The organism is Amycolatopsis sp. NPDC114505 (genome assembly GCF_055633615.1).
This window is the reverse complement of the sequence record NZ_JBVKDV010000002.1, coordinates 1,381,339-1,406,623: the sequence shown is the minus strand read 5'-3', so window position 1 is coordinate 1,406,623 and position 25,285 is coordinate 1,381,339. Positions and strand designations below refer to the sequence as shown.

Sequence of the window (25,285 nt, the reverse complement as noted above, 5' to 3'; positions counted from 1 at the left end):
TCCTCACGATTCCTGGTCGGCGGCGAGGCTTTCCAGCTCGCCCAAGATGAGTTCCTCGACGGTTCCGGCCAGCCCGGCGACGGTGCGCGCGGTCAGCACGTCCGCCGGGGTCAGCCGGACGTCGAACAGCGCGCCGGCCTTGGCGGCGATGTGCAGGCTCCGCAGCGAGTCGCCGCCGAGGGCGAAGAAGCTGTCTTCGGTGCCGATCCCCTCGACGCCGAGCACCTCGGCCCAGATCCCGGCGAGGGCGCGCTCGATCTCCGTCTCCGGTTCGACGTGCCGGGTTTCCGGCGCGGCGGGCGCGGGCAGCGCGCGGCGGTCGAGCTTGCCGTTGGCGCTCACCGGCAGCCGGTCGAGCGCGACGAACGCCGACGGCACCAGGTAGTCCGGCAGGGTGCGGGCCACGAACTCGCGGAGCGTGTCCTCTCCGGCGGCCGAAACCACATAGGCGACCAGGCGCTTCACGCCCGGCTGGTCCTCCCGGACCACGACGGCGGCCTGGGCGACGTCGGGGTGCCGGGCCAGCGCCGCCTCGGCTTCGCCCGGTTCGACCCGGAACCCGCGCAGCTTGACCTGGTCGTCGCGGCGGCCGAGGAACTCCAGCGTGCCGCCGGGGGTCCGGCGGACGAGGTCGCCGGTGCGGTACATCCGCGCTCCGGGCGGACCGGCGGGGTCGGCGACGAACCGGTCGGCGGTGAGACCGGGCCGGTCCCGGTAGCCGCGGGCCAGGCCCGCGCCCGCCAGGCACAGCTCGCCGGGCACTCCCGGCGGGACCGGCCGCAGGTCGGCGTCGAGCACCCGGGCCCGCATCCCGTCGAGCGGCCGGCCGATCGGGATCCGGTCCGGGACGACGCCGGCCATCGCGTGGGACGTCGCGAAGGTCGTGGTCTCGGTGGGGCCGTAGCCGTCGACGACCGTCAGCCCGGCGCATTCGGCCAGGACGCGCCGCACGGCCACCGCGGGGACGACGTCACCGCCGGTCCAGACCTCCCGCAGGCCGGCGAAACAGCCGGGCTCCTCCTGGGCCAGGACGCGGAACAGCCCGGCGGTGACCCACATCGCGGTCAGGCCGTGTTCGCGGACCAGGTCCCGCAGCATCGGCGCGTCGACGCCTTCGCCCGGCGCGACGACCACGCGGCCGCCGTTCAGCAGCGGCACCCACAGCTCGTACGTGGTGGCGTCGAACGCCAGCGGTGAGTGCAGCAGGACGCGCTCGTGCGCGCCACCGCGGAACCGGTGGTCGGCGGCGAGGGCGGCGACGTCGCGGTGGCGCACCACCACGCCCTTCGGCACCCCGGTGGACCCGGAGGTGTACATCACGTAGGCCGGCTGGTCGGGATCGACGGCTATCTCAGGGTTCCCGTCCGGTTCATCGTCCACAGAGGACAATAGAACCGTCTGCCCGAACGGGTACTCCTGCGCGGCGACGACGAACCGGACGCCGTCGAGCAGCAGCCGCTGCCGCTCGGCCGGGGCGCGGGTGTCGATCGGCAGGTAGGCCCCGCCCGCCTTGACCACGGCCAGTTCGGCCACGACAGCGCCGGCGCGGTCCACGGCGAGCCCCACCGGTTCTTCCGGTCGCAGGCCGAGCCCGAGGAGCCGGTGCGCGAGCCGGTTGGCCCGGCGGTTCAGCTCGACGTAGGTGACGTGCTCGCCGTCGAGGACGGCGGCGACCGCGTCCGGCCGGGCGCGGACCTGCTCGGCGAACAGCCCGGGCAGCGTCCGGGCCGGCGGCTCGTCGCCGGTCTCGGCCCACTCCGCCAGGAGCCGCGTCTCGTCCGGGGTGGTCATGGTGACCGCACCGAGGAGCCGGTCGCCGTCTTCGGCCAGCTCGCCGAGGACCGTCAGCAGGTGCCCGGCCAAGCGCGACACCGTCGCGGGGTCGAAGAGGGCGAGGTCGTAGCCGACGTCCACCGACAGCTCGGCGCCCGGCGAAGCGACCACGGTGAGCGGGAAGTTCGTCGTCTCCCGCGCCGAGAGGTCGCGCACGGTCAGCCCGTGCCCGGCTTCCGCGCCGGTGATCGGGTAGTTCTCGAACACCACCAGGCTGTCGCACAGGTCGATCCCGCCCGGCAGGCCCGCCCAGCCCTGGACCCGCGCGAGGGGCACGTGGCCGTGCCCGCGGGCTTCGGCTTGCGCGGTCTGGAGAGCGGCGAGCCAGTCCGCCACGCGGGCGCCCCGGTCGACGGTGGCCCGGACCGGCAGGGTGTTGATGAACAGGCCGGTGACGTCGTCCACGCCGGGTATGTCGGCGGGGCGCCCGGAAGTGGTGGCGCCGAACACGACGTCGTCACGTCCACTGTAGACGGACAGCAGCAGTGCCCACGCGCCCTGCAGCACGACGTTGAGCGTGAGGCCGTGCCGCTTGACGAACGCGTCGAGCCGGGCGGTGGCGTCCTTGTCCAGCCGGACCGGCAGCCACTCGGCCGAGCGGGGCGCGTGCCCCGGGACCGGCGTCCGGTCGGCGGGCACCGGGGTGGGGCCCTCGATCCCGTCGAGCGCGGCGCGCCAGAAGCGTTCGGCCTCCGCCTGGTCCTGCCCGGCCAGCCAGGCGAGGTACTCGCGGAACGGCGGCCGCGCCGGCAGCGGCTGCGCCGCGTACGCCGTGCAGACGTCCGAGAGGACCTGGAAGACGCTCCAGCCGTCGAGCAGGACGTGGTGGAACGTCCACAGCACCTGGACTTCCGTGGCCGAGAGCCGGGCGAGCGCGACCCGCAGCAGCGGCGCCGCGGCGAGGTCGAGGCCCTGCTCGCGGTCTTCGGTCAGCAGCCGCCGCAGCGCGTCGGCACGCTCCGGCGCGTCGAGCCCGGTCCAGTCGAGCCGGCGGACCGGCAGCGTCACCGCGCGGTGCACGACCTGGACCGGTTCGTCGACGCCGGTCCAGACGAAGGACGTCCGCAGGACCGGGGTCCGGTCGACGACCCGCTGCCAGGCCGCGGCGAGCCGGTCCACGTCGGTGACGCCGTCGAGCACGAACGTCGCCTGCTCGAAGTACAGGCTCTGCGAGAGCCCGTGGAAGACCATCCCGCCCTGCATCGGCGTCACCGGGTAGAGGTCCTCGACGTCCCGGCCGTCGCCGGCCAGTGTGTCCACTGTGGACTGAGGCAGCGAGAGCAGGGGGAAGTCCGACGGCGTCCGGCCGCCCGCACCCGGCTGGGCGCAGTGCGCGACGATCTCCCGCAGCGCCGCCGTCATCCGGCCGGCCAGAGTTTCGATGGTGCTCCGGTCGTGCACGCCCGCGACGTAGGACCAGGACAGCTCCAGCTCCCCGCCGGCGACCCGGCCGACGACGTCGAGCACGTGGGTGCGGGGCGCGTCCGGGTCGACGTCGGCGTCGAGGTCACCGGCGGCGTCGTCGAAGCGGCCGAGGTAGTTGAAGCTGACCAGCGGGTCGATCACGGGCGCCGTGCCGGTCAGGTACCGCAGCGCGCCGTAGCCGATCCCGCGCCGGGGAACCGCCCGGAGCTGTTCCTTGACGGTCTTCAGCGCGGTGCCCCAGCCGTCCGGGACGTCCAGCGCCACCGGGAACATCGTCGTGAACCAGCCGACCGTGCGCGACAAGTCGACATCGCCGAACAGCTCCTCCCGGCCGTGTCCCTCGAGGTCGACGACCGGGGTGTGCCCGGTCCAGTCCCGCAGCACCCGGCCGAGCGCGGTCAGCAGAACATCGTTGACCTGGGTGCGGTACACCTCGGGAACGTCCTGCAGTAGCGCCCGCGTCTCCTCGGCGGTGAGCCGAATGGAGACTTCGCGGCTGTCGGCGATCGTGGCCGGGCCCTCGCCGTCAACGGGCAACGGCCGCACGGGCGGCAGGGAGCGCCAGTGGTCCAGTTCGTCGTCGAGGCCGCCTGCCTCGGCGTGCTCGGCCAGCCGCCGGGCCCAGGCGAGGAACGACGTCGTCTTCGGCGCGAGGTCTTCGCCGCGGTACGCGGCCTGAAGGTCCTCCAGGAGGATTCGCCACGAGACGCCGTCGACGACGAGGTGGTGTGCGGCCAGCAGGAGCCGCCGCCCGTCGAGGACGGTCTTGAGCAACGGACCGTGCTCGACGTCGATGTCCCCGGAGCGGAAGTCCGAGACCGGTTCCCCGTGCTGGACGCCACCCTCGAACCGGAGCCGGAGACCGTCGTGGTGTGCCCAGAGGGTGTCGAGCGCGCGGCGCAGGGCCGCCTCGTCGACGTCCTCGGCGAACTCGACGACCACCCGCTGGTCGAACCGCGCGGGCTGGGTCTCGAAGTACCAGCGCTGGATCGGGGTGAGCGGCGCTTCGCCGGTGACCGGCCCCTGCTCGGCCCGCGGGGAGCCGTCGCCGGCGTGCGCGGCGAGCGAGGCCAGGGTCGGGTGCCGGAAGACGTCGTGGGGCAGCAGCGTCAGCCCGGCGCGGCGGGCCCGCGACACGACCTGGATGCTGAGGATCGAGTCGCCGCCGAGGGCGAAGAAGTTCGCCTCGGCCCCGACGTCCTCGACACCGAGGACCTCCGCCCAGATCGCGGCCAGTGCCCGCTCGGCGTCCGTGGCCGGGGCCGTCCACGCGCGGGTGCCGCCGAAGTCCGGCGCCGGCAGCGCGTGCCGGTCGAGCTTTCCGTTGACGTTCAACGGGAAGCGGTCGAGCCCGACGAACGCGGCGGGGATCATGTAGTCCGGCAGGGTCCGGCCGAGGAACTCCGCCAGCCCGCCGGTCTCGCCGACGACGTAGGCGACGAGCCGCTTGACGCCGTGGTCTTCGCGGGCCAGCACCGCGGCCTGGGTGACGCCGGGGTGCGCGGCCAGCGCGGCCTCGATCTCACCGGGCTCGATCCGGAAGCCGCGGACCTTGACCTGCTCGTCGGCGCGGCCGGTGAACTCCAGTTCGCCGCGCGCGGTCCACCGGACGAGGTCGCCGGTGCGGTACATCCGCTCCCCCGGCGGCCCGAACGGGTCGGGCCGGAACCGGTCGGCGGTCAGGCCGGGGTTGCCGTGGTAGCCGCGGGCCAGGCCCGCCCCGGCGAGGTGCAGCTCGCCGGACGCGCCCGGCGGCACCGGCCGCAGGTCCGGGCCGAGGACGTAGGCCCGCATGTTGTCCAGGGGTTTCCCGATCGGGACGACGTCCGGCACGGCGCCGGGCATCGGGTGCGACACGGCGAAGGTCGTGGTCTCGGTCGGGCCGTAGCCGTCGACGACGACGGTGCCGGGGCAGGCTTCCCGCACCCGCCGCACGGCCGCGGCGGGCACGGCGTCCCCGCCAGCCCAGACCTCGCGCATGCCGCGGAACGTCGCTGGGGCCTCCTGCGCGACGAGCCGGAACAGGCCGGCGGTGATGAACGCGCCGTCGACGCGGTGCTCGGCGATCACCCGGGCCAGGGTTTCGACGTCGAGGTCGCCGGGCGGGGCGACGACGACGGTGCCGCCGGTGAGCAGCGGGACCCAGAGCTCGTACGTCGAGGCGTCGAACGCCGGGGAGGCGTGCAGCAGCACCCGTTCGTGCGCGGCGAACCGCCGGTCCGCGGCCAGCGCCACGACGTCCCGCCGCCGTACGGCCACCCCCTTCGGCTTCCCGGTGGAGCCGGACGTGTACATGACGTACGCGAGGTTGTCCGGGTCCGCGGCCGGGAGTGCCACGTCGGCGGTCTGTCCATTCGGGACGACGATCGGTCCACCGTGGATCTTGTGCGCGGTCTCGGCCCAGGTGTCGTCGGCGACCAGGATCGACGCTCCTTCGAGGAGGAGTCGGAGGCGCGGCGCCGGTGCCCGGGTGTCCAGCGGCAGGTAGGCCGCCCCGGCCTTGACGATCGCGAGTTCGGCCACGACCAGTCCGGGCGAACGCTCCATGAGCACGCCGACGAGCCGCTCGGGTCCGGCGCCGAGGGAAACGAGGTGCCGGGCGAGCCGGTCGGCGGCCGCGTCCAGTTCGGCGTAGGTCAGGTGGACGTCGTCGCCGGTCAGCGCGACCGCGTCCGGGGTGCGCCGGACCCGGTCGGCGAACAGGCCGGCCAGGTCGCCGTCCGGCAGCGGGTGGGCGGTGTCGTTCCAGGCGACGAGCACCTGGTGGCGCTCGGCCTCGGTGAGCAGGTCGACGTCGTCCAGGGGCCGGTGCAGGTCCGCGGCGAAGGCGTCGAGGATGCCGGTGAGCTGCCGGGTGATCCGCTCGGCCGTCGCGGTGTCGAAGAGGTCGGGGTCGTAGCCGACGTCGAGGGTGATCCGCTCGCCGGGCGAGGCGACGACGCTGAGCGGGTAGTTGGTCGTCTCCGCTGCGTCGACGTCGCGCAGGCGCAGCCCGTGGGCCTCGGCGGTGTCGGCCGGGTAGTTCTCGAACACGACGATGCTGTCGAAGAGGCTGCCGGCGCACCCGCTCCAGGCCTGGAGCCTGGTCAGCGGCAGGTGCCCGTAGCGGCGGGACTCGACCTGGCGGGCCTGCAGCGCGCTCAGCCAGTCCGCCACCGCCGCGCCGGCCACGGTGACCCGCACGGGCAGGGTGTTGATGAAGATGCCGGTGACGTCGTCGGCGCTGGGCAGGTCGACCGGGCGGCCGGACACCGTCGTGCCGAAGCAGACGTCGCGCTCGCCGCTCAGCCGCGAAAGCAGCAGGGCCCACGCGCCTTGCAGGACCGTGTTCACGGTGAGCCCGGCCCGCCGGGCGGCGTCGCGCAGCCGTCCGGAGCTCTCGACCGGCACGCGCAGCCACTGCGAGGAGCGGGTGGTGTGGGCCTGCGCGGGGGCGCGGTCGTAGGGCGGCCGGGCCGGGGCGACGAGGTCGCCGAGCTCCGCGCGCCAGTGCCGCTCGGCCGCCGCGTCGTCCTGGCGGCTCAGCCAGGAGACGTAGTCGCGGAACGGCGGCCGCTCGGGCAGCGCGCCGCCGGCGTAGGCGGCGAAGACGTCGGACAGCACGCCGAAGACGCTCCAGCCGTCGAGCAGGACGTGGTGGAACGTCCACAGGACCCGGACTTCGGTGTCCGACAGACGGGCCAGCACGAGGCGCAGCAACGGCGTCTCGGTCAGGTCGAGCCCCCGCGCGCGGTCCGCGGTCAGCAGCTCCTGCCAGGCCTGGCCCTGTTCTTCAGGGGTACGGCCCCGCCAGTCGTGGTGCGTGACCGGGACGTCCGCGTGGCGCTGCACGACCTGGACGGGTTCGGGTACGCCTTCCCACACGATCCGGGTCCGCAGCACGGGGGTCCCGTCGACGACCCGCTGCCACGCGCGCTCCAGGGCGGCCGGGTCGCGGACGCCTTCCAGGACGAAGCCGACCTGCTGGAAGTAGACACGTTCGTCCTGCTGGGACAGTGCGTGGAAGACCATGCCGGACTGCATCGGCGTCAGCGAATAGACGTCCTCGACCGCACGCCCGTCGCCGACCAGTTCGTCCAGAGTGGACTGGTCGAGCGCCGTCAGCGGGAAGTCGGACGGCGTCCGGCCGCCCGCGTCCGGTTCCGCGCAGTGCCGGACGATCTCGCGCAGCGCGTCGAGCATCCCGGCCGCCAGAGAGTCCACAGTGGATTCCTGGTGGACGCCCTCGGCGTAGTACCAGGTCAGCTCCAGCTCGCCGGCCTCGACGCGGCCGACGACGTCCAGGAGGTGCGCCCGGGCCGACTTCGGGCTCTCGTCGGATTCGAGGCGCCCGGAACCGAACTGGCCGAGGTAGTTGAAGCTCACCTGCGGGTCGATCGCCGGGGCCGCGCCGGTCAGGTAGCGCAGGGCGCCGTAGCCGATGCCGCGCCGCGGGACCGCGCGCAGCCGCTCCTTGACCGTCTTGAGCGCCGTGCCCCAGTCGTCCGGGACGTCCACGGCCACCGGGAACACACTGGTGAACCAGCCGACCGTGCGCGACAAATCGACATCGCGGAACAGTTCTTCGCGGCCGTGCCCTTCGAGGTCGACGACGGGCACGTCGCCGGTCCAGTCGCGCAGCACGCGGCCGAGCGCCGTCAGCAGGACGTCGTTGACCTGGGTGCGGTACACGGCCGGGACCTCGCGCAGCAGGGCGTTCGTCTCGGGCGCCGGCAGCCGGACGGTGACCGACCGCATCGCGGCGATGGTGGCCTCGCCTTCGCCGTCGACCGGCACCGTGGTGCGGCCGCGCAAGCCCTGCCAGTGGCCGAGTTCGTCGTCGAAGCCGCCCGCGGTGGCGTGCCCGGCGAGCCGGATCGCCCAGTCGCGGAACGACGTCGTGCGCGGGCCGAGGTCGATCGGCTCACCCCGCGCCGCCCGGTCGTAGGCGCGCTCGAAGTCCTCCATCAGCACCCGCCAGGACACGCCGTCGACCACGAGGTGGTGCACGACCAGCTTGACGTCCTGTTCGGACACTTCCAGGCGGACCAGCGGCGTCTCGGCGCCGACCGGGCCGTTCTCCTGGCGCCACTCGTCGCCGTCGCGGGTGAACCGCATCCGCAACGCGTCGTGGTGCGCCAGCAAGGCGTCCACCGCCGCGCGTGCGGCATCGACGTCCACTGTGTCCGGTCCCAGGTGGACGAACTGGTGGAAGTGGTCCGGCGCCGCGGTCTGCGTCGCGAAGAACCAGCGCTGGATCGGGGTGAGCGGCACCTCGCCGCTGACCGGACCGCGCTCGGCGGTCTCGGTGGCGGTGCGGGCCGCCGCGGCCAAGGCGGCCGGCGTGCGGTGCTCGAAGAGGTCGCCGGGCAGCAGCTCGAGCCCGGCCCGGCGGGCCCGGGAGACGACCTGGATGCTGAGGATCGAGTCGCCACCGAGCTCGAAGAAGTCGTCGGTCGCGCCGACCCGCTCGACACCGAGCACCTCGGCCCAGATCCCGGTGACCACGCGCTCGCGGTCGGACCGCGGTGCCACGTGCTCCCGGACGCCGAAGTCGGGCGCGGGCAGCGCGTTCCGGTCGAGCTTGCCGTTGACGTTCACCGGGAACCGGTCCAGCCGGACGAAGGCGGCGGGGACCATGTAGTCCGGCAGCGTCCGGCCGAGGAACTCGGCCAGCCCGCCGGTCTCGCCGACGACGTAGGCGACCAGGCGCTTCACCCCGCCGTCCGCGCGCGCCAGCACGGCCGCCTGCTCGACGCCCGGGTGCTCCCCCAGCGCGGCCTCGATCTCGCTCGGCTCCACCCGGAACCCGCGGACCTTCACCTGCTCGTCGACGCGGCCGACGAACTCGAGCGCGCCGTCGTCGTTCCAGCGCACGAGGTCGCCGGTGCGGTACATCCGCTCCCCCGGCGGCCCGAACGGGTCCGCGACGAACCGTTCGGCGGTCGGCCCGGGCCGGCCGAGGTAGCCGCGCGCCAGCCCGGCACCGGCGATGTGCAGCTCGCCGGGCGCTCCCGGCGGGGCGAGCCGCAGCTCGTCGTCGAGGACGTAGACCCGCGTGTGGTCCAGTGGCGCCCCGATCGGGACGACGTCCGGCACGGCGCCGGGCAGCGGGTGCACGGTCGCGAAGGTCGTCGTCTCGGTCGGGCCGTAGACGTCGGCGACGAGGGTGTCCGGGCAGGCGGCCTGGACGCGGCGCAGGGCGGCCGCGGGCACGGCGTCGCCGCCGGTCCACACCTCGCGCACGCCGGCGAAGACCTCGGGGGCTTCCTGCGCGACCAGCCGGAACAGGCCGGTGGTGAGGAACGCGCCGGTCACGCCGTGCGTCGTGAGCGTCCGGCCGAGGGTGTGGACGTCGAGGTCGCCGGGCGGCGCCAGGACCACGGTCCCGCCGGTGAGCAGGGGCACCCACAGCTCGTAGGTCGAGGCGTCGAACGCCTGCGGCGAGTGCAGCAGCACCCGGTCGTGCGGGGCGAACCGCCGGTCGGCGGCCAGCGCGACGACGTCGCGGTGCCGCGCGGCCACGCCCTTCGGCTTGCCCGTCGAGCCGGAGGTGTAGATGACGTAGGCGAGCTGGTCCGGCTGGGTCACCACGCCCGGCGACGTCTCGGGCGCGTCGTCCGCACCGGTGACGATGGGTCCACTGTGGACTTCGCGGGCGGTCGCCAGCCAGGCGTCGTCGGTGACCAGGACGTCCACGCCGGCCTCGGTCAGGAGCAGGCGCAGCCGGTCGGCCGGGGCACGCAGGTCGAGCGGCAGGTACGCGCCGCCGGCCTTCAGGATCGCCAGCTCGGCGGCGACGACCCCGGGCGCGCGGTCCATCAGGACGGCGACCCGGTCCTCGGGCCGGACGCCCAGGTCGAGCAAGCGGTGGGCCAGCCGGTTCGCGCGGACGTCGAGCTCGCCGTAGGTCACCGACTCGTCGTCGGTCACCAGCGCGACGGCGGCCGGGTGGTTTCGGACGCGGGCCTCGAACAGCTCGGGCACGGTTCCCGCCGGCACCGGGCCCGCGGTGTCGTTCCGCTCGGCGAGCAGGTGCCGGACTTCGGCGTCGGACAGCATCGGCACCCGGGTCACGGGCTCGTGCGGCGCGGCGGCCATGCCCCGCACCAGGGCTCCGAGGTGGGCGGCGAGCCGCACCGCGACCGCCTCGCCGAGCACCGCCGGGTCGTGGGTCAGCACCAGCGACAGCCGGCGGCCGGGGTAGGCGACCACGCCGAGCGGGTAGTTGGTGCGCTCGGCCGCGCGGACGTCCCGCAGCTCGGGGACGTCGTCGACGGGGTAGTTCTCGAAGACGACGATGCTGTCGAAGAGGCTTCCCCCGCCGCCCCAGGCCTGCAGGCGCGTCAGCCCGACGTGGCCGAACCGCCGGGATTCCGCCTGGGCGGCCTGAAGCTCCCGCAGCCAGTCGGCGACCCCGCGCTCGCGGTCGAGCCGGACCCGCACCGGCAGCGTGTTGATGAAGAGGCCGGGGATGTCGTCGGCGCCGGGCAGTTCGGCCGGGCGGCCGGACACGGTCGCGCCGAAGCACACCTCCGGCTCGCCGCTGTAGCGCGACAGCAGCGCCGCCCAGGCGCCCTGCACGACCGTGTTGACGGTCAGCCGGTTCCGCCGCGCGAAGGCGTACACCGCGGCCGATGCCTCGTCGTCCAGCTCGACCGGGATCCGGCCGGTGGAGCTGGCCGTGTGCGCGCGACCGGCGCGGTCGCCGGGCAGCGGGGTGGGGTTCACGCCGGCGAGCTCGGCGCGCCAATGCGTCTCGGCGAGGGTGTCGTCCTGGTCGGCGAGCCAGCCGGCGTAGTCGCGGAACGGGCGCTGCGGCGGCGGCTCCTCGCCGCGCAGCAGCGTGACGACGTCGTTCAGGATCCCGAAGACGCTCCAGCCGTCGAGCAGCACGTGGTGGAACGTCCAGACCACCCGCACCGCCGTCGGGGACACGCGGGCGATGGCCAGCCGGGTCAGCGGCCCCTTGGTCAGATCGAGCCCTTCGGCCAGGTCTCCGGCCAGGTATGCACTCTCGCCGTCCACAGTGGACCAGTCCAGGTAGGACACCGGCAGCTCGACGGTGCGCTGCACCACCTGCAGCGGCTCGGGCACGCCGTCCCAGACGATCCGGCTGCGGAGCACCGGGGTCCGCTCGACGATCCGCTGGAACGCCGCGCCGAGCGCGTGCGGGTCGGACACGTCGTCGAGGGTGAAGGAGACCTGCTCGAAGTAGACGCGGTCGCCGGGCTGCGCCAGCCCGTGGAAGACCATGCCCGCCTGCATCGGGGTCAGCGGGTAGATGTCCTCGATGTCCCGGCCGTCGCCGGTCAGGCTGTCCAGAGTGGACTGGTCGAGGCGGGCGAGGGGGAAGTCGGACGGCGTCCGGCCGCCCGCGTCCGGTCCGGCGCAGTGCCGGAGGATCGCGCGCAGGGCGTCCAGGTGGCCGTCGGCCAGTCTCGTGATGGTGGTTTCGTCGTGGACGCCTTCGGCGTAGTGCCAGGAGAACTCGAGCGCGTCGCCGTCGACCCGGCCGACGACTTCCAGGCAGTGCGAGCGGCGGTCGCTGGGGTCGGCGTCGAGCGACAGTTCGCGGTGCAGGCCCGCGTACAGCTCGCCCGGCAGGTCGAACTGCCCGAGGTAGTTGAAGCTGACCTGCGGGTCCACCACCGGCGCCGTGCCGGTCAGGTACCGCAGGGCGCCGTAGCCGATCCCCCGGCGCGGGATCGCCCGCAGCTGCTCCTTGACCGACTTGAGCGCGGCGCCCCAGTCGTCCGGGACGTCCAGGGCGACCGGGAACAGGCTGGTGAACCAGCCGGCCGTCCGGGACAGGTCGACGTCGTCGAACAGCTCCTCCCGGCCGTGGCCTTCGAGGTCGATGACGGGGATCCGCCCGGTCCAGTCGCGCAGGACCCGGCCGAGCGCGGTCAGCAGCACGTCGTTGACCTGCGTGCGGTAGACGTCGGGCACCTGCCGCAGCAAGGCCCGCGTCTCGCCGGGCGTGAGCCGGACGGTGACCGCGCGGGCCCGGCCGACCGTGTTCGCGCCGTGGCCGTCGACCGGGATCGGGGCCGCCTCGGGCAGTCCCCGCCAGTGCGGCAGCTCGTCGTCGAAACCGCCCGCCTCGGCGTGGGCGGCCAGCCGGGCGGCCCAGTCGCGGAAGGACGTCGTCCGCGGGCCGAGGTCGACCGCGTCACCGCGGACGGCCTGGTGGTAGGCCCGGTCGAGGTCTTCCAGCAACAGCCGCCACGACACGCCGTCGACGACCAGGTGGTGCGCCGACAGGTGCAGCACCCGCCGGCCGGGCTCGCCGGAAAGCGACCACCGCAGCAGCGAGTGCCCGTCGCCGACGGGGGCGTTGTGCTGGCGCCACCCGTCGCCGTCGGGCTCGAACCGCATCCGCAGCGCGTCGTGGTGCTCGGTCAGCGCGGCCAGCGCCGTGGCCAGCGCGATCTCGCCGACGCCGGCGGCGAGGTCGACGGCGATGGCCTGGTCGAACCGCTCCGGGACCGCGTCCGTCGCGAAGAACCAGCGCTGGATCGGGGTCAGCACGACGGCACCGGTCACCGGCCCGCGGGCCGGGCTCGCCGCGGCCTCGCCGACGACCGGGGCGAGCGCCGCGATCGTCTGGTGGCGGAACAGGTCGGCGGTGGTGACGCCGAGGCCCGCGCGCCGGGCCCGGGCGCTCACCTGGATGCTCAGGATCGAATCGCCGCCGAGTGCGAAGAAGTTGTCCTCGACGCCGACGCGGTCGACGCCGAGCACCTCGGCCCAGATCCCGGCGAGCACGGCCTCCCGCTCGGTGCGGGGCGCCCGGTCCGGAGCGGACTCGAACCGCGGTTCCGGCAGGGCGTGCCGGTCGACCTTGCCGTTGGCGTTGAGCGGCAACGCGTCCAGGACGACGATCGCGGACGGGACCAGGTAGTCGGGCAGCTTCCGGGACAACGCTTCCCGGAGCGCGAGAGTGTCCACACGGGACTCTTCGGCCGGGACGACGTAGGCGACGAGCTGCTTGCGGCCACCCGCGGTCCGGACGGCCACGACGGCCTGCCCGACCCCCGGCTCGGCGGCCAGCGCGTGCTCGGCCTCGGCCGGTTCGACCCGGAAGCCGCGGATCTTGACCTGGTCGTCGGCGCGGCCGGCGAACTCGAGGGTCCCGTCGGTGCGCCACCGGCCACGGTCGCCGGTCCGGTACATCCGCTCCCCCGGCGCGCCGAACGGGTCGGCGACGAACCGGTCGGCGGTCGCTCCGGGCCGCGCGAAGTAGCCCCGCGCGAGTCCGGCCCCGGCGATGCAGATCTCGCCGAACGCACCGCGCGGGACCAGCCGGGCGCGGTCGTCGAGGAGGTACACCCGCATGCCGGTGAGCGGGGTGCCGATCGGGATCAGGTCGGGCACCGCGCCGGCCATCGCGTGGGACGTGGCGAAGGTCGTGGTCTCGGTCGGGCCGTAGCCGTCGACGACCGTGAGCCCGGGGCAGCTGTCGAGGACCCGGCGCACGGCCGCCGGCGGGACGACGTCACCGCCGGTCCAGACCTCGCGCAGTCCGGCGAAGCACTCCGGCGTCTCCTCGGCGAAGAGCCGGAAGAGCCCCGCGGTCAGCCACAACGCGGTGACGCCGTGGTCCGCGGTGAGCCGGCGGACGACGTCGGCGTCGAGGTCGCCGGGCGGGGCGACCACCACGGTGCCGCCGGCGAGCAGCGGCACCCACAGCTCGTAGGTCGAGGCGTCGAAGGCCAGCGGCGAGTGCAGCAGCACCCGCTCGTGCGCGCCCCCGGTGAACCGCGGGTCGGCGGCGAGCGCCACGACGTCGGCGTGCCGCACGGCCACGCCCTTCGGGACGCCGGTGGACCCGGAGGTGTACTCGACGTAGGCCAGGTTTCCGGGAGCCAGTGCGACTTCCGGGGGCGACGACGGCTCGTCGACCTCCGTCACCACGACCGGCGCCGGGTGGATGTCCACCGCCGTGTCGTGCCACCGCTCGTCGGTGAGCAGCAGCGGCGTGCCGTCGAGGACCAGGCGCATCCGGTCGGCCGGGGCGCGCAGGTCGAGCGGCAGGTACGCGGCGCCGGCCTTGAGGATCGCGAGCACCGCCACGACGAGGTCGGCCGAGCGGTCCAGCAGCACGCCGACCCGGTCCTCCGGACGCACGCCGAGCTTGACCAGCCGCCGCGCTAGCCGGTCGGCCCTGGCCTTCAGGTCGCGGTAGGTCAGCCGGGTGTCGCCGCACACCACCGCCGGCGCGTCCGGATGGCGCTCGGCACGCTCGTCGAACAGGTCCGGGACCGTTCCGGCGGGTGCTTCCGCCGGTGCCGCCGGCAGCAGGAACCGGTGTTCCTCGTCCGTGAGCAGCGGGAGGTCGCCCACCGGGCGCGCGGGGTCGGCGGCGATCCCGCCGAGCAGGACCTCCAGGCTCGCCGTCAGGCGCTCGATCGTGGCCGCGTCGAACAGGGCCGTCGCGTACTCGACGGTGACGCGCAGGCCGTCCGCCCGCGGCCAGAACTCCACCACCAGGTCGAACCGGGCCGAGGGCCGCGGCAGGTCGTACTCGCTCACCCGGAGCGCGCCGGTCTCCCGGGGCCGCACCAGCGGGCTCTGCAGGACGACGACGGCCTGGACCAGCGGCGTCCGCGACGGGTCGCGGTCCGGCCGGACCTCGTCGACGACGCGGTCGAACGGGACGTCGCCGTGCGCGAACGCCGCCAGCACGGTCTCCCGGAACTCGGCGAGGAACCCGCCGAACGTCCGATCGGTGTCCACTGTGGACCGCAGGACGAGCGTGTTGACGAAGAAGCCGGTCAGCCGCTCGAGCTCGGCCCGGTCGCGGCCGGCCACCGCGGTGCCGACGGCGATGTCGCGCTGGCCGCTGTAGGCCGCGAGGAGCACCTGCACGGCCGCGGTCAGCGTCATGAACAGCGTCGCGCCGTGCGGGCGGCCGGCCTCGGTGAGCCGGCGCACCAGGCCGGCCGGCAGGTCGTGCCGGTGCACCGCGCCCGCGGTCGTGCGCCGCGGCGGACGGGGACGGTCCGTCGGCACGGCGAGCGGCTCGATCCCGGCCAGGGTCTCGCGCCAGTAGCCGAGCTGGTCGTCCGATGAGGACTCCAGGCGCCACCGCGTGTAGTCGCGGTAGCCCAGCGGCAGCGGCGACGGCGCCGCACCGCTGTAGAGGTCGAGGAGTTCGTCGGTGAGCAGGCCGATCGACCGGCCGTCGGTGACGATGTGGTGCTGGCACAGCAGGAGCAGGTGCTCGCCGGGCCCGAGCGGGAACAGCACGGCCCGGGTCAGCGGCCCCGCGCGCAGGTCGAACGGCTCGCTCAGCTCGGCCTTCAGCACGTCGTCGTCCGGCGGCTCTTCGGCGATCCGCAGCGGGATCTCCGCGGTCGGCGCGATCCGCTGCACGCCCTCGCCGGCCACGGAATCGAACGTCGTCCGCAGCGAGTCGTGCCGGGCGCACAACGACGCCAGAACCCCGCGCAGGGCGTCGACGTCGAGCGGGCCGGACAGGCGGAGCCCGACACCGGTGTTGTACTCGGCGCTGCCGCCGGTCAGTTCGTCGAGGAACCACAACCGCCGCTGGGCCGGCGAAAGCGGGAGCACGTCGCTCGGCGGGGCCACCGGGATCGCGGGCTCCGCCGCCCGGGGTGCGTCGGCGATCAGCTCCGCCAGGCCCGCCACGGTGGGCGTGTCGAACAGCGTCCGCGCCGAGAGGTCCGCGCCGAACGTCCGGCGCAGCCGCGAAAGCGCCTGCACGGCCAGGATCGAGTCGCCGCCGAGGGCGAAGAAGTCCTCGTCGGCCCCGATCCGCTCGACCCCCAGCACCTCGGCCAGGACGTCCGCCACCGCACGCTCGGTGTCCGTCCGGGGCTCGGCGCTTTCCGCCGGGTCGGCCGGCGGGGCGGGCAGGGCGCGGCGGTCGACCTTCCCGTTGCCGCTCAACGGAAGCGCGTCGAGCACGACGAACGCCGAGGGCACCAGGTAGTCCGGCAGCGCGGCGGAGACGGCCGCCGCGAGGTCGTCCGGCTCCCCCACCACGTAGGCGACGAGGCGCTTGACGCCGGGACGGTCCTCCCGCGCGACGACCACGGCCTCGGTGACGCCGGGAGCCGCGGCGAGCACGGTTTCGATCTCGCCCAGCTCGACCCGGAAGCCACGGACCTTCACCTGGTCGTCGGCACGGCCGAGGAACTCCAGCTCCCCGTTCGCGTTGTGGCGCACCAGGTCGCCGGTGCGGTACATGCGCTCGCCGGGCGCACCGAGCGGGTCGGCCACGAACTTGTCCGCCGTCGCACCCGGCCGGGCCCAGTAGCCGCGGGCCAGCCCGGCGCCGGCCAGGTGGAGCTCGCCGGGTTCGCCGGGAGCGACCGGGGCGAGGTGCGCGTCCAGGACGTACGCGCGCACGTCGTCGAGCGCGCGGCCGATCGGCACGGCCGCCGGCACCCCGTCCGCCGACGGCAGCCGGTGGGTCGTGGCGAAGGTCGTCGTCTCGGTCGGGCCGTAGCCGTCGACCACGGTCAGGCCGGGGCAGGCCCGCAGCACGCGCCGCGCGGATTCGGGCGGGACGACGTCCCCGCCGGTCCAGACCTCGCGCACGCCCCGGAAGCAGTCCGGTGCCTCCTGCGCGACCACGCGGAACAAGCCCGCTGTCAGCCAGAGCGCCGTCACGCCGTGGTCCGCGAGCACTCCGCGCAGCGTTTCGACGTCGAGGTCGCCCGGCGGCGCGACCACCACGGTGCCGCCGGTGAGCAGCGGCACCCACAGCTCGTAGGTCGACGCGTCGAACGCGACCGGGGAGTGCAGCAGCACCCGTTCGTGGGCGCCGCCGGCGAAGCGGCGGTCGGCCGCGAGCGCCGCCACGTCGCGGTGCCGGACCGCGACCCCCTTGGGCGCCCCGGTCGAGCCCGAGGTGTGCATCAGGTAGGCGAGCCGATCCGGGTCCACCCGCGCCGGCGCGAACTCCGCCTCCGGCAAGGGTTCTCCGACGTCGACAATCTGTCCACTGTGGATTGCCGCGGTCCGCGCCGGGTCGTCGGTCACCACCACGGTCACCCCCGCACCGGCGAGGAGTGCCCGCAGCCGCACGTCCGGCGCGCGCCGGTCGAGGGGCACGTACGCCCCGCCGGCCGTGACGACGGCCAGTTCCGTGACGACCAGCTCCGCCGACCGCTCCAGCAGCACGCCGACCCGGTCCTCGGGCCGCAGACCCAGCCGGAGCAGGTGCGCGGCGAGCCGGCCGGCCCCGGCCTTCAGCTCGCGGTAGGTCAGCCGGGTGCCGGCGCCGTCCACGGCGACCGCGTCCGGGGTCGAGTCCGCCGCCGCGGCGAACAGGTCCGCCAGGCCACCGGTTCTTTCGGCGGTACCGTCGGGTGCCGCCGGCGTGTCTTGCACGGTCATCGTCTTCGCTACCTTCCGGGCACAACGGGGAAACCCACCGACGCGGGCGGGCGGGGACGGGATTGCGGCTCAGCAGCGCCCGGCGAGGCGGCCGCCGATCTCGACCGCGGCCGCCGCACCGGGCTCGCCGCGGAACCGGCCGCAGGGGGTGACGCGGCCGGTCGCCGGGTCGCGGATCGTGAACGTCCGGTCGTCGTGGAGGACCAGCTCGGGGTAGACCTCGCCGTCGACCACGAGGCACGCGCCGTCGTCGCCGTGCGGCGTGATCGCGTAGTCGACGGCACCGTTGCGGTAGGTGCCGAGGTCGCCGGCCGGGACGGGGACGGGCCGTCCGCCGGTCCGGGCGCCCGGGAGCGGCAGGGGCAGGCCGCAGTCGCGGAGCTCCTCGGTCAGCTCGCGCCACAGGTCCGCGCCGCCGGACCCGTTGGCGGTCAAGGCGACCACGCACGCGCCGGCCGGGTCGATCCGCAGGTGGCAGGAGGTGCCGTCGGCCGTGCCGTCGTGGCCGAGCCAAGCGGTGTCGTCGTCGCTGGTTTCGTCGCCTTCGCGGTTTTCGCTGCCTTTGCCGGTCTCCCCGCTCTCGCCGCCTTCGTCGCCGAAGTGGGCGAGGCCGAGGGCCCAGCCGTCGGCCAGGCCGAACGGCTCGGCGGCCGGGACCCGCCGGTGCATGTCGGCCGCCGTCACGACGTCGAGCAGGTCCGGCTTGCCCAGGTGCACGCGGCTCAGCTCGACCAGGTCGCCCGCGCTCATGGCGAGCGCGCCGGCGGGCTCGAGCATCGGCGGCAGGATCTGCTCGACCGGCCGGCCCCCGGCGTGGCCGGAGACCGCATCGGGGCTGTCGACGAAGACCGGCTCGATCTTCGCGGGACGCAGGAGCATCGCCTCGACCGCTTCGCGCCAGCTCATCCCGGTCACCGCTTCGATCATCGAGCCGACCAGCGCGTAGCCGACGTTCGAGTACGAGAACGCCGCGCCGGGCGGGCAGACGAGCGTGGCGGACCGGACTTCTCTCAGCACCGAGCCGTCGACGTCGACCGGGTCGGACGGGAGGCCGCTGGTGTGGCTCAGCAAGCGACGGGTCGTGAGCCCGCTCGGGAGCCCGGCGACGCCGAGGACGTCGCCGGCCGGCTCGTCCAGCTCGAGGTCTTCGTCCGCGACGAGCATCATCGCCACGGTCGCGGTGGCGACCTTGGTGATCGAGCCCACCGGCACCGCGGACGTGGGCCGCATGGGTTCGCCCCGGTCCTGGTGCACCACACCGGTCTGGACCACCGTGGTGTCGTCGCCCTGCCGCACCGCGACCTGGGCGCCGGGCACCCGGTGCCGGCGAGCGAGGCGCGCGAGGATCGCGCTCAACCGTCCCGCCGGCACGGGCCGCCCGCCGGGAGCATCATTCTGGGACCGCATGGGCAAACCTTTCGAAAAAGTCGTGTTGCCGCACGGGGAAATGTGCCCACCCGCACCGCGCTCGTCCAAACCCGAACCGAATACCTACGCTGCCGCCCCGGCGCTGATCGTCAGTACCGCCAATAGTGGGATTCGAACGAAGCCGATTCCCGGTTCGCCGACACTCCCCGTGGCGACATTAACGACACCATTAACCACGCCGAAGTTCACACAGATTCGACAACGGCACGCCATTCGGGCAGCACAGAGCCGAGCACCCACGATGACGCGGCGACCCGCAGGTCGCCACCTCACCCGTCCTCCCTCCGCGCGCCCCGAACCTGGCCTCCGCGCCGGACTTCCGGCTCACCGTGCCGACGTCACCGATCCAGGCTGCCCACCTCCGGCACTCCTCAAACGCGGGATCGCGCGCGGAACCATCCGAACCGGAGCCGATACGGAAAACGACCATGACCACATTCGCGGCAGCGCCATGAGCAGCGAGAACGCCGAATAACCGCCGTATGCGAAGCGGATCCGCCATCCGGCCGCACGTGCGTTCAGCTGTGCACAGGATGTGGTATGGCCGAGTTCCGGATGCCGTCCCGGAATCCGGGAACGGAAACCGTCCGGACAATCACACGATTGACGTGTAACGAACTCCGGGCGGCGCTTTCCCGCGCTTTCGCCCGCGGACGAACCCGACAATCAGCGGCACTCCGCCGCCGATGCGACTCAGCTCACGATGCCCTCGAATACGACTTCGGCAGGTGTGGCCACAAAGGGACCACACCTGCCGAGACCTCGGGTAAGGCGCTCGTCCGGCGCTACAGCTCGAGGGGTGGGAAGTCCGTCACCGCTTTCGCCACGGCCTGGGCGATCCGGTCGTAGAACGAACTGTTCGGGATCCCGTTGGTCAGCAACGCGGGGCTGATGGTCCCGGCGGCCGGCGTGTCGGACACCGCGGCCGCGATGTCCAGCACGCCGTCCGCGCCCAGGTCGACGTAGCTCGTGCGGAGCAGGTCGTTGACCTGCGTCCGGATGACCTCCCGCGGATCGCTCGCGGGCAGCCCCAGCGCGGGAATCGTCGAGAGGATGACGTGCACGAGCGTGCCGTCCGAGCGCCGCTGGTTCCGGAGGCCGATCGCGCTCGCCGGGTGCGCGAGGGTCTTCAAGCCCTGCACGATCTCGGCTTTGCCCTTGCCCGCGAGAACGTCGTTCGCGCCCAGCTCCACCAGCACTGTGCGGACGTTCGGCTGGCCGAGCGTCGTGCGGTCCAGGGTCCGTGCCGCCAGCGTCGTGCCGGGCGCGCCGGTACCCGAAGGCGGTGCCGTGATGGCACCCCCGGCCGCCATCGCCGCGATGTCGTCCGCCGACGCCGCTTGGCGGAACACCCGGACGTCGGAGATCGCGCCGTTGAACTGGTTGCGGACGGCGCCGCCGGCGACCTTCACCCCGCCGACGCCGAGCGGTCCCGCGGTGTCGAAGGGTGTGGGGTTGTAGGCGGTTCCGATCAGCTTCCCGTTGACGTAGAACGACATCTGGCCCGTGGTGGCGTCGAAGCTGCCAGCGAGGTGGGTCCACGTGTTCAGCGTGGGCGCCGGGCCGATCACCTGCGCGTACGCCCCGGGGGTCGCCGTGTCCTGGGACGGGCTGACGAACGCCCACCCCGCCCCCTGCTTGTACTGCAGGAAGAACGCGCTCTGGCTGACGCCTCCCTGGCTCACGATCGTGTAGTTCCCGCCCAGCGAGGCGACCTTGGCCCATGCGGCGACCGTGTACGACCGGGACGTGGTCAGCACCGGCCCGGCGGCGGCGCCGACGGAGTCCGTGCCGTTGAACACCGCGGATCCGCCGTGCTCGCCGCTCCACGTCGTGTTCGTCAGGGTGACCGGGGCGCCGCCCGCGATCGCGTTCGCGGCGGTGGCTCCCGAACCGTCGTTCAGCTTCCACTGGCCGGCCGGCGGGGCGCCGGCCCGGCCGGCGTCGACGACGCTGCCCGGCAACGACTCGCCGAGAGCATTGAGGGCACCCGGCAGCTTGTCCACCCACGTCGCACCGTCGGCGCCGGTCCCGGTGGCGTACTGGTCCCCCAGCACGACGACAGTCCCACGGGTGGCGTCCTGAGTGGACACTTCCACCCCGGCGAGGAGGTAGGTCCCGTCGAGCGTCGTCCCGAACGGTCCACCGTCGGCGACTCCGGTCTGGTTTCCCGCCGCCAGGTACGACGACGTGGACGCGTGTGCCGCCAGCCGGTCGACAGAGCCGGTGAAGTCGAGGCTGACCAGCAGGTTGCCGCTGCCGCCCGCGGTACTCGGGAAGGCCACCGCGTCACTGGTCACCTCCCCGCCCGCCGGCACCGTCACCGAGGTGGCTCCGCCGAACTTCAGCGGGATCGGCGACCCGGTCGCCGCCGCGCCGGCACCGGCCTGGGCTCCGACGCTCGCGGCGCCGACCGTCACCGCCGTCGTTCCCTGGGGGTTCGCCAGCTTCACCCGCACGGACGCGCCCGTCACCGACGGCTTCACGACCGTCCGGACGGTCTTGTCCGTCAAGGCGACCGGCGGCGCGGCCTGGCCGTCCGCCGGTGCCGCCCACGCCCCCAGCCAGCCTGGGGCGACCGGCCGGGGCGCCATCGAGAAGACGTTCAAGGCGGCCTTCTGGCACGCGGCGGTCGCCGGGCTGCCGTAGTTGGGCAGCGTGACCGACTTGAGCGTCTTCGACGGGTCGGTCGGCAGGAACACCGCGTAGATGCGCGGCTTGGCCGTCGCGTCCACCCCGGTCGTCGCCAGGTTCCGGTACGGCAGCACGAAGGCCGCGCCGTCGGTTTCGCCGAACACCCAATCGGAGACGGCCGGCACGTAGGGGTTCTGGGTCGTCCCGTCGGCATAGGTGACCGTCGCCGACGTCGCGGGCAGGTTCCCGCACGTCGCGGTCGCGAGCAGGCCGAAGGCGGCGGCTTTGACCTGCGGGACCGGGATGGTCTGCCCGAACGCGGCGACGTTGTCCTCTCCCGTGGCCTTCGGCTGCGGCATGGTGAACGCCGCACCGTTGATCACCTTCGTCGCACCCGGGGCGAGCCCGGCCGCCGCGAGCGTCTGGGCCGACAGGCCGCCCGAGGCGAAGTCCAAGCGAGCGGCGGTGCCATCGGGGGCGATGCCGTCGTTGTTCAGCGCCGACGCGAAGTCGGAGACGGTGATGGCGTTGATCGGGACCGCGGTCAGGTAGTCGACACCGGCTTCGAACCCCTGGGACGCGTCATTCCGGCCCACCACCCGGATGGTCACCGTGTGGACGCCGGCCGTGAGGTGCTGCCCACCCAGCGGCAGGTACGACGCCGTGGGCGCCGGGGCGTAGCCGTCCCACGGTTCGTCCTGGCCGCGCGCCACGACGGCACCGTCGACGGAGATGCGCAGCCGCCCCGCGTGGTCCTGCCGGGCGAGTCCCGCTCCCAGGGCGTAGTCGGCCTCGATCGGGACCCGGAAGGCGAGGTCGACGGACGCGTCCGGGCCCGCGGGCCGGAACGAGACGAGCGCGGCGTCCGACCACCGCGGATCGGCGACGACCGACAGCGGCGCGTTCTGGCCGGCCGGCTGGGCCGCGGTGATCTGCGATCCCTGTTCGGCTTCGAACCGGCCCGTCGTGCTCAGGGTCAGGTAGTCCAAGCCCACGTAGTAGCGCGCACCGATGGAGGCGGCGTTCGTGCCGGTCACCTGGATGCCGAGGGTGTGGGTACCGGCGCTCAACCGGCGTGACCCCAGGGAGAAGAAGTCACTGCCCACGGTCGTGCCGTAGTTGTCGAACGGCCCGACGTCGGACGTCTCGAGCTGCCGGCCGATCGGAGTGCCGTCGAGGGTGAACGCGCTCTGCCCGTAGTCGGGGGCGTGGGTGAGTCCCAGGCCGACGCGGTAGTCGGCGTCGGCGCCCACCGTGAACGCCAGGGAGAACGCCTGGCCGCCCGCGGTGGCCTGCAGGAAGAGCTGGCCGTCCCCCGACCACGTCGCGCCGCAGCAGTTCGGCTGGGTGATCGTGGTGGCGTTCTGACCGGCCGGCTGCGTGGCGGTCAGCGACTCGGCCTCGATCTTCGTCGCGGAGCCGCTCGTGGCGGGGGCGACGTAGAAGACGTAGGGAGCCGACTCGGCCGACATCTTGTGCGCGTCGTCGAAACTCTTGACGTAGAGCACGTGCGGACCGGCGCTCAGCCCGGCCGGGACGGGGATCGTCGCGCGATTCGTGCCGGTGGCGGGGACCCAGCCACCGGAGGTCCCGAAGGTCTTGTGGTAGTCGCAGTCCGTCGTCGCCGGGACGTGCTGGGAGCCCGCGCCGTCGAAGCTGTAGCTGAAGCCCGCGAGGCCGGCGCCGGCGTCGAGGTGCTGGACGGAGATCGAGCCCGGAGCGCCCGCCTGGGCGCCCCAGTTGTCCGCGGGGTAGTCGGCGCTCGGCAGGACCACCGGCTTGCCGGCGATCGGTTTCGCGCGCACGGTGAACGGCAGCCACGGGGACCACTGCGCCGACCAGACGTTCCGGCTCGAGTCGCCGGGGAAGCTGTTCTCCACCAAGGTCCGGAAGGAGTAGTCGCCGTCGGCGAGCCCCGAGGGCACCGCCCACGCCGCCCGCGCGCCGGACGCGACGATGACCGCGCTGTCGGTCTTGGCGTACCTCGTCGAGGCGTTCGCGTTCCACACCTCGTACCACATGCCGAGGTTCAACGGCGGAGCGTTGTTGTCGGTCGCCGTCGAGTACAGCGTCGGGTTCGCGGTCGGCGTCACGACCTTGCCGCCGCAGTTCACCGAGTTCGCGACCGCGTTGGCGCCCGGATCGTTGGGCGGGAAGCTGAACACGACCTCGAGGGTGGGGTTGTTCGCGAACCGCTTCCACTGGTACGGGTTGCCTTCGTCGGATCCGCGCAGCAGCAGCGTGATGCTGCCCCACGTCCCGTCGACCGCACGCTGCACGGTGGACTTGAGGTCGTAGTCGAGCGTGCCGGCGCCCCCGCACTGGTCGCCCGCGCTCGAGGAGATCCGGCCGAGGTAGTCGTAGTCGGTGGCCGGCCACCGGGTGTCGGCGTTGATGAACCCCGCGAGCTTCAGGTCGGTCGGCTCGGCGGTGCACGCGTGCGCGCCGTGAACCTGCAGGGCGTAGAAGTGCCCGCTGAAGATCACGGGCTTGCGGCCGTTGCGGGGGTTCAGGTCCGTCGTGGGCATCTGGAAGTACGACCGGGCGGTCCAAGCCGGCGACCCGCAGTCGGACCAGCCGCTGCAGTACCCGACCTGGGCCTGCTTGGCGTCGTCGTTGAAGTAGTGCCAGCCGTTGCTGGTCACCTCGAGCCAGGCGTCCTTCGTCCGCGACATGATCGGGTCGATGTAGACCGGGTACTTGACGTCCGGTCCGGTCAGCGCGGCCCGATCGGGCCGGACGCTGATGTCCGCCACGGACGTCCGGCTCGGGCCGGCGGCCGCCCGCTTCCGCGCGTCGAGCTTCATCGCGGTGACACGGCCTTCACCCGGCGCGGCCGCGCTGGTCCGGCCGGCGGAGTCCCACATGATCGGTGTGGAGCCGTGGAAGACCGGCTCGCCGGCGGCGTCATTCGCGTTCAGGGCACCGTCCGCGGCCGCCTCCAGGGTCAGTCCGGTGCCGGCCGCGGTGAAGTTCAGTGAACCGAGTGCCGGGTTCTTCGCGGCTTCGGCGTCGCGCACGACGAGGACTTCGGAGAAGCCGCTGACGTCCGCGGCCACCTTGAGGTCGACGCCGGGGAACACCTCGGGGTAGGTGGCGGTGTTCCCGGCCAGCACGGGTTCGGGCAGCGCGGCCGGCCAGCTCAGCGCGAGCTTTCCCGCGCCGTCGGCGACGCTGATCAGCGGGGCCGTACCGCCGCGGGAGAAGGTCACGTCCGTCGGCGACATCGCGGGCGCGACGGTTCCGTCCGGCCGGGCGACGAGGGTGGTGTCGACGGCGTGCCAGCCACCGTCGCGCTTCACCCGCGTGGGCCGGGGCGTGCTCCGCATCGTGAAGGTGCCGTCGGGGTTGGCGAACACCTGCGACTTCTCGGTGGTCTCCGCGGCGACTTCGACCGGCTTGCCGGTCCGCTGGGCGAGCACGAGTTCGTTGTCCGCCGGCGCGGCGGGCGGCGGCGCGGCCTGCGCCACGGCCGGGACCACCGGCAGGAAGACGACCGTGGCGGCGACTGCCGTCACGGCGGAGATGAGCGAGCGCATTACTTCCCCCGGAATCCTCTGAGCTGAGCCGCCGCGTGCGAAACGGCGTCGATGAACTGCTGTGGCGGCCGATA

At 73.8% G+C, this 25,285-nt stretch carries 3 protein-coding genes; all 3 read right to left on the bottom strand.

The features are described from left to right. Positions 1 to 3: 3 nt before the first annotated feature. Positions 4 to 17,610, bottom strand: a complete 17,607-nt coding sequence (locus tag ACZ7OU_RS24630; RefSeq protein WP_470256865.1) for a non-ribosomal peptide synthetase — start codon at positions 17,608 to 17,610, stop codon at positions 4 to 6. Between the two features lie 69 nt (positions 17,611 to 17,679). Beyond that, positions 17,680 to 19,017: a serine hydrolase domain-containing protein gene (locus ACZ7OU_RS24625; protein WP_470256864.1), complete on the bottom strand. Its 1,338-nt coding sequence runs from the start codon at positions 19,015 to 19,017 to the stop codon at positions 17,680 to 17,682. Between the two features lie 806 nt (positions 19,018 to 19,823). After that, positions 19,824 to 25,190 (bottom strand): LamG-like jellyroll fold domain-containing protein, encoded by a 5,367-nt coding sequence (locus ACZ7OU_RS24620; protein ID WP_470256863.1) that lies wholly within the window; start codon positions 25,188 to 25,190, stop codon positions 19,824 to 19,826. Positions 25,191 to 25,285: the final 95 nt, after the last annotated feature.

Bases quoted from the DNA above. Each gene is read 5' to 3' on its own strand.
- ACZ7OU_RS24630 (WP_470256865.1), bottom strand. From the start codon at position 17,610: ATGACCGTGCAAGACACGCCGGCGGCACCCGACGGTACCGCCGAAAGA.
- ACZ7OU_RS24625 (WP_470256864.1), bottom strand. From the start codon at position 19,017: ATGCGGTCCCAGAATGATGCTCCCGGCGGGCGGCCCGTGCCGGCGGGA.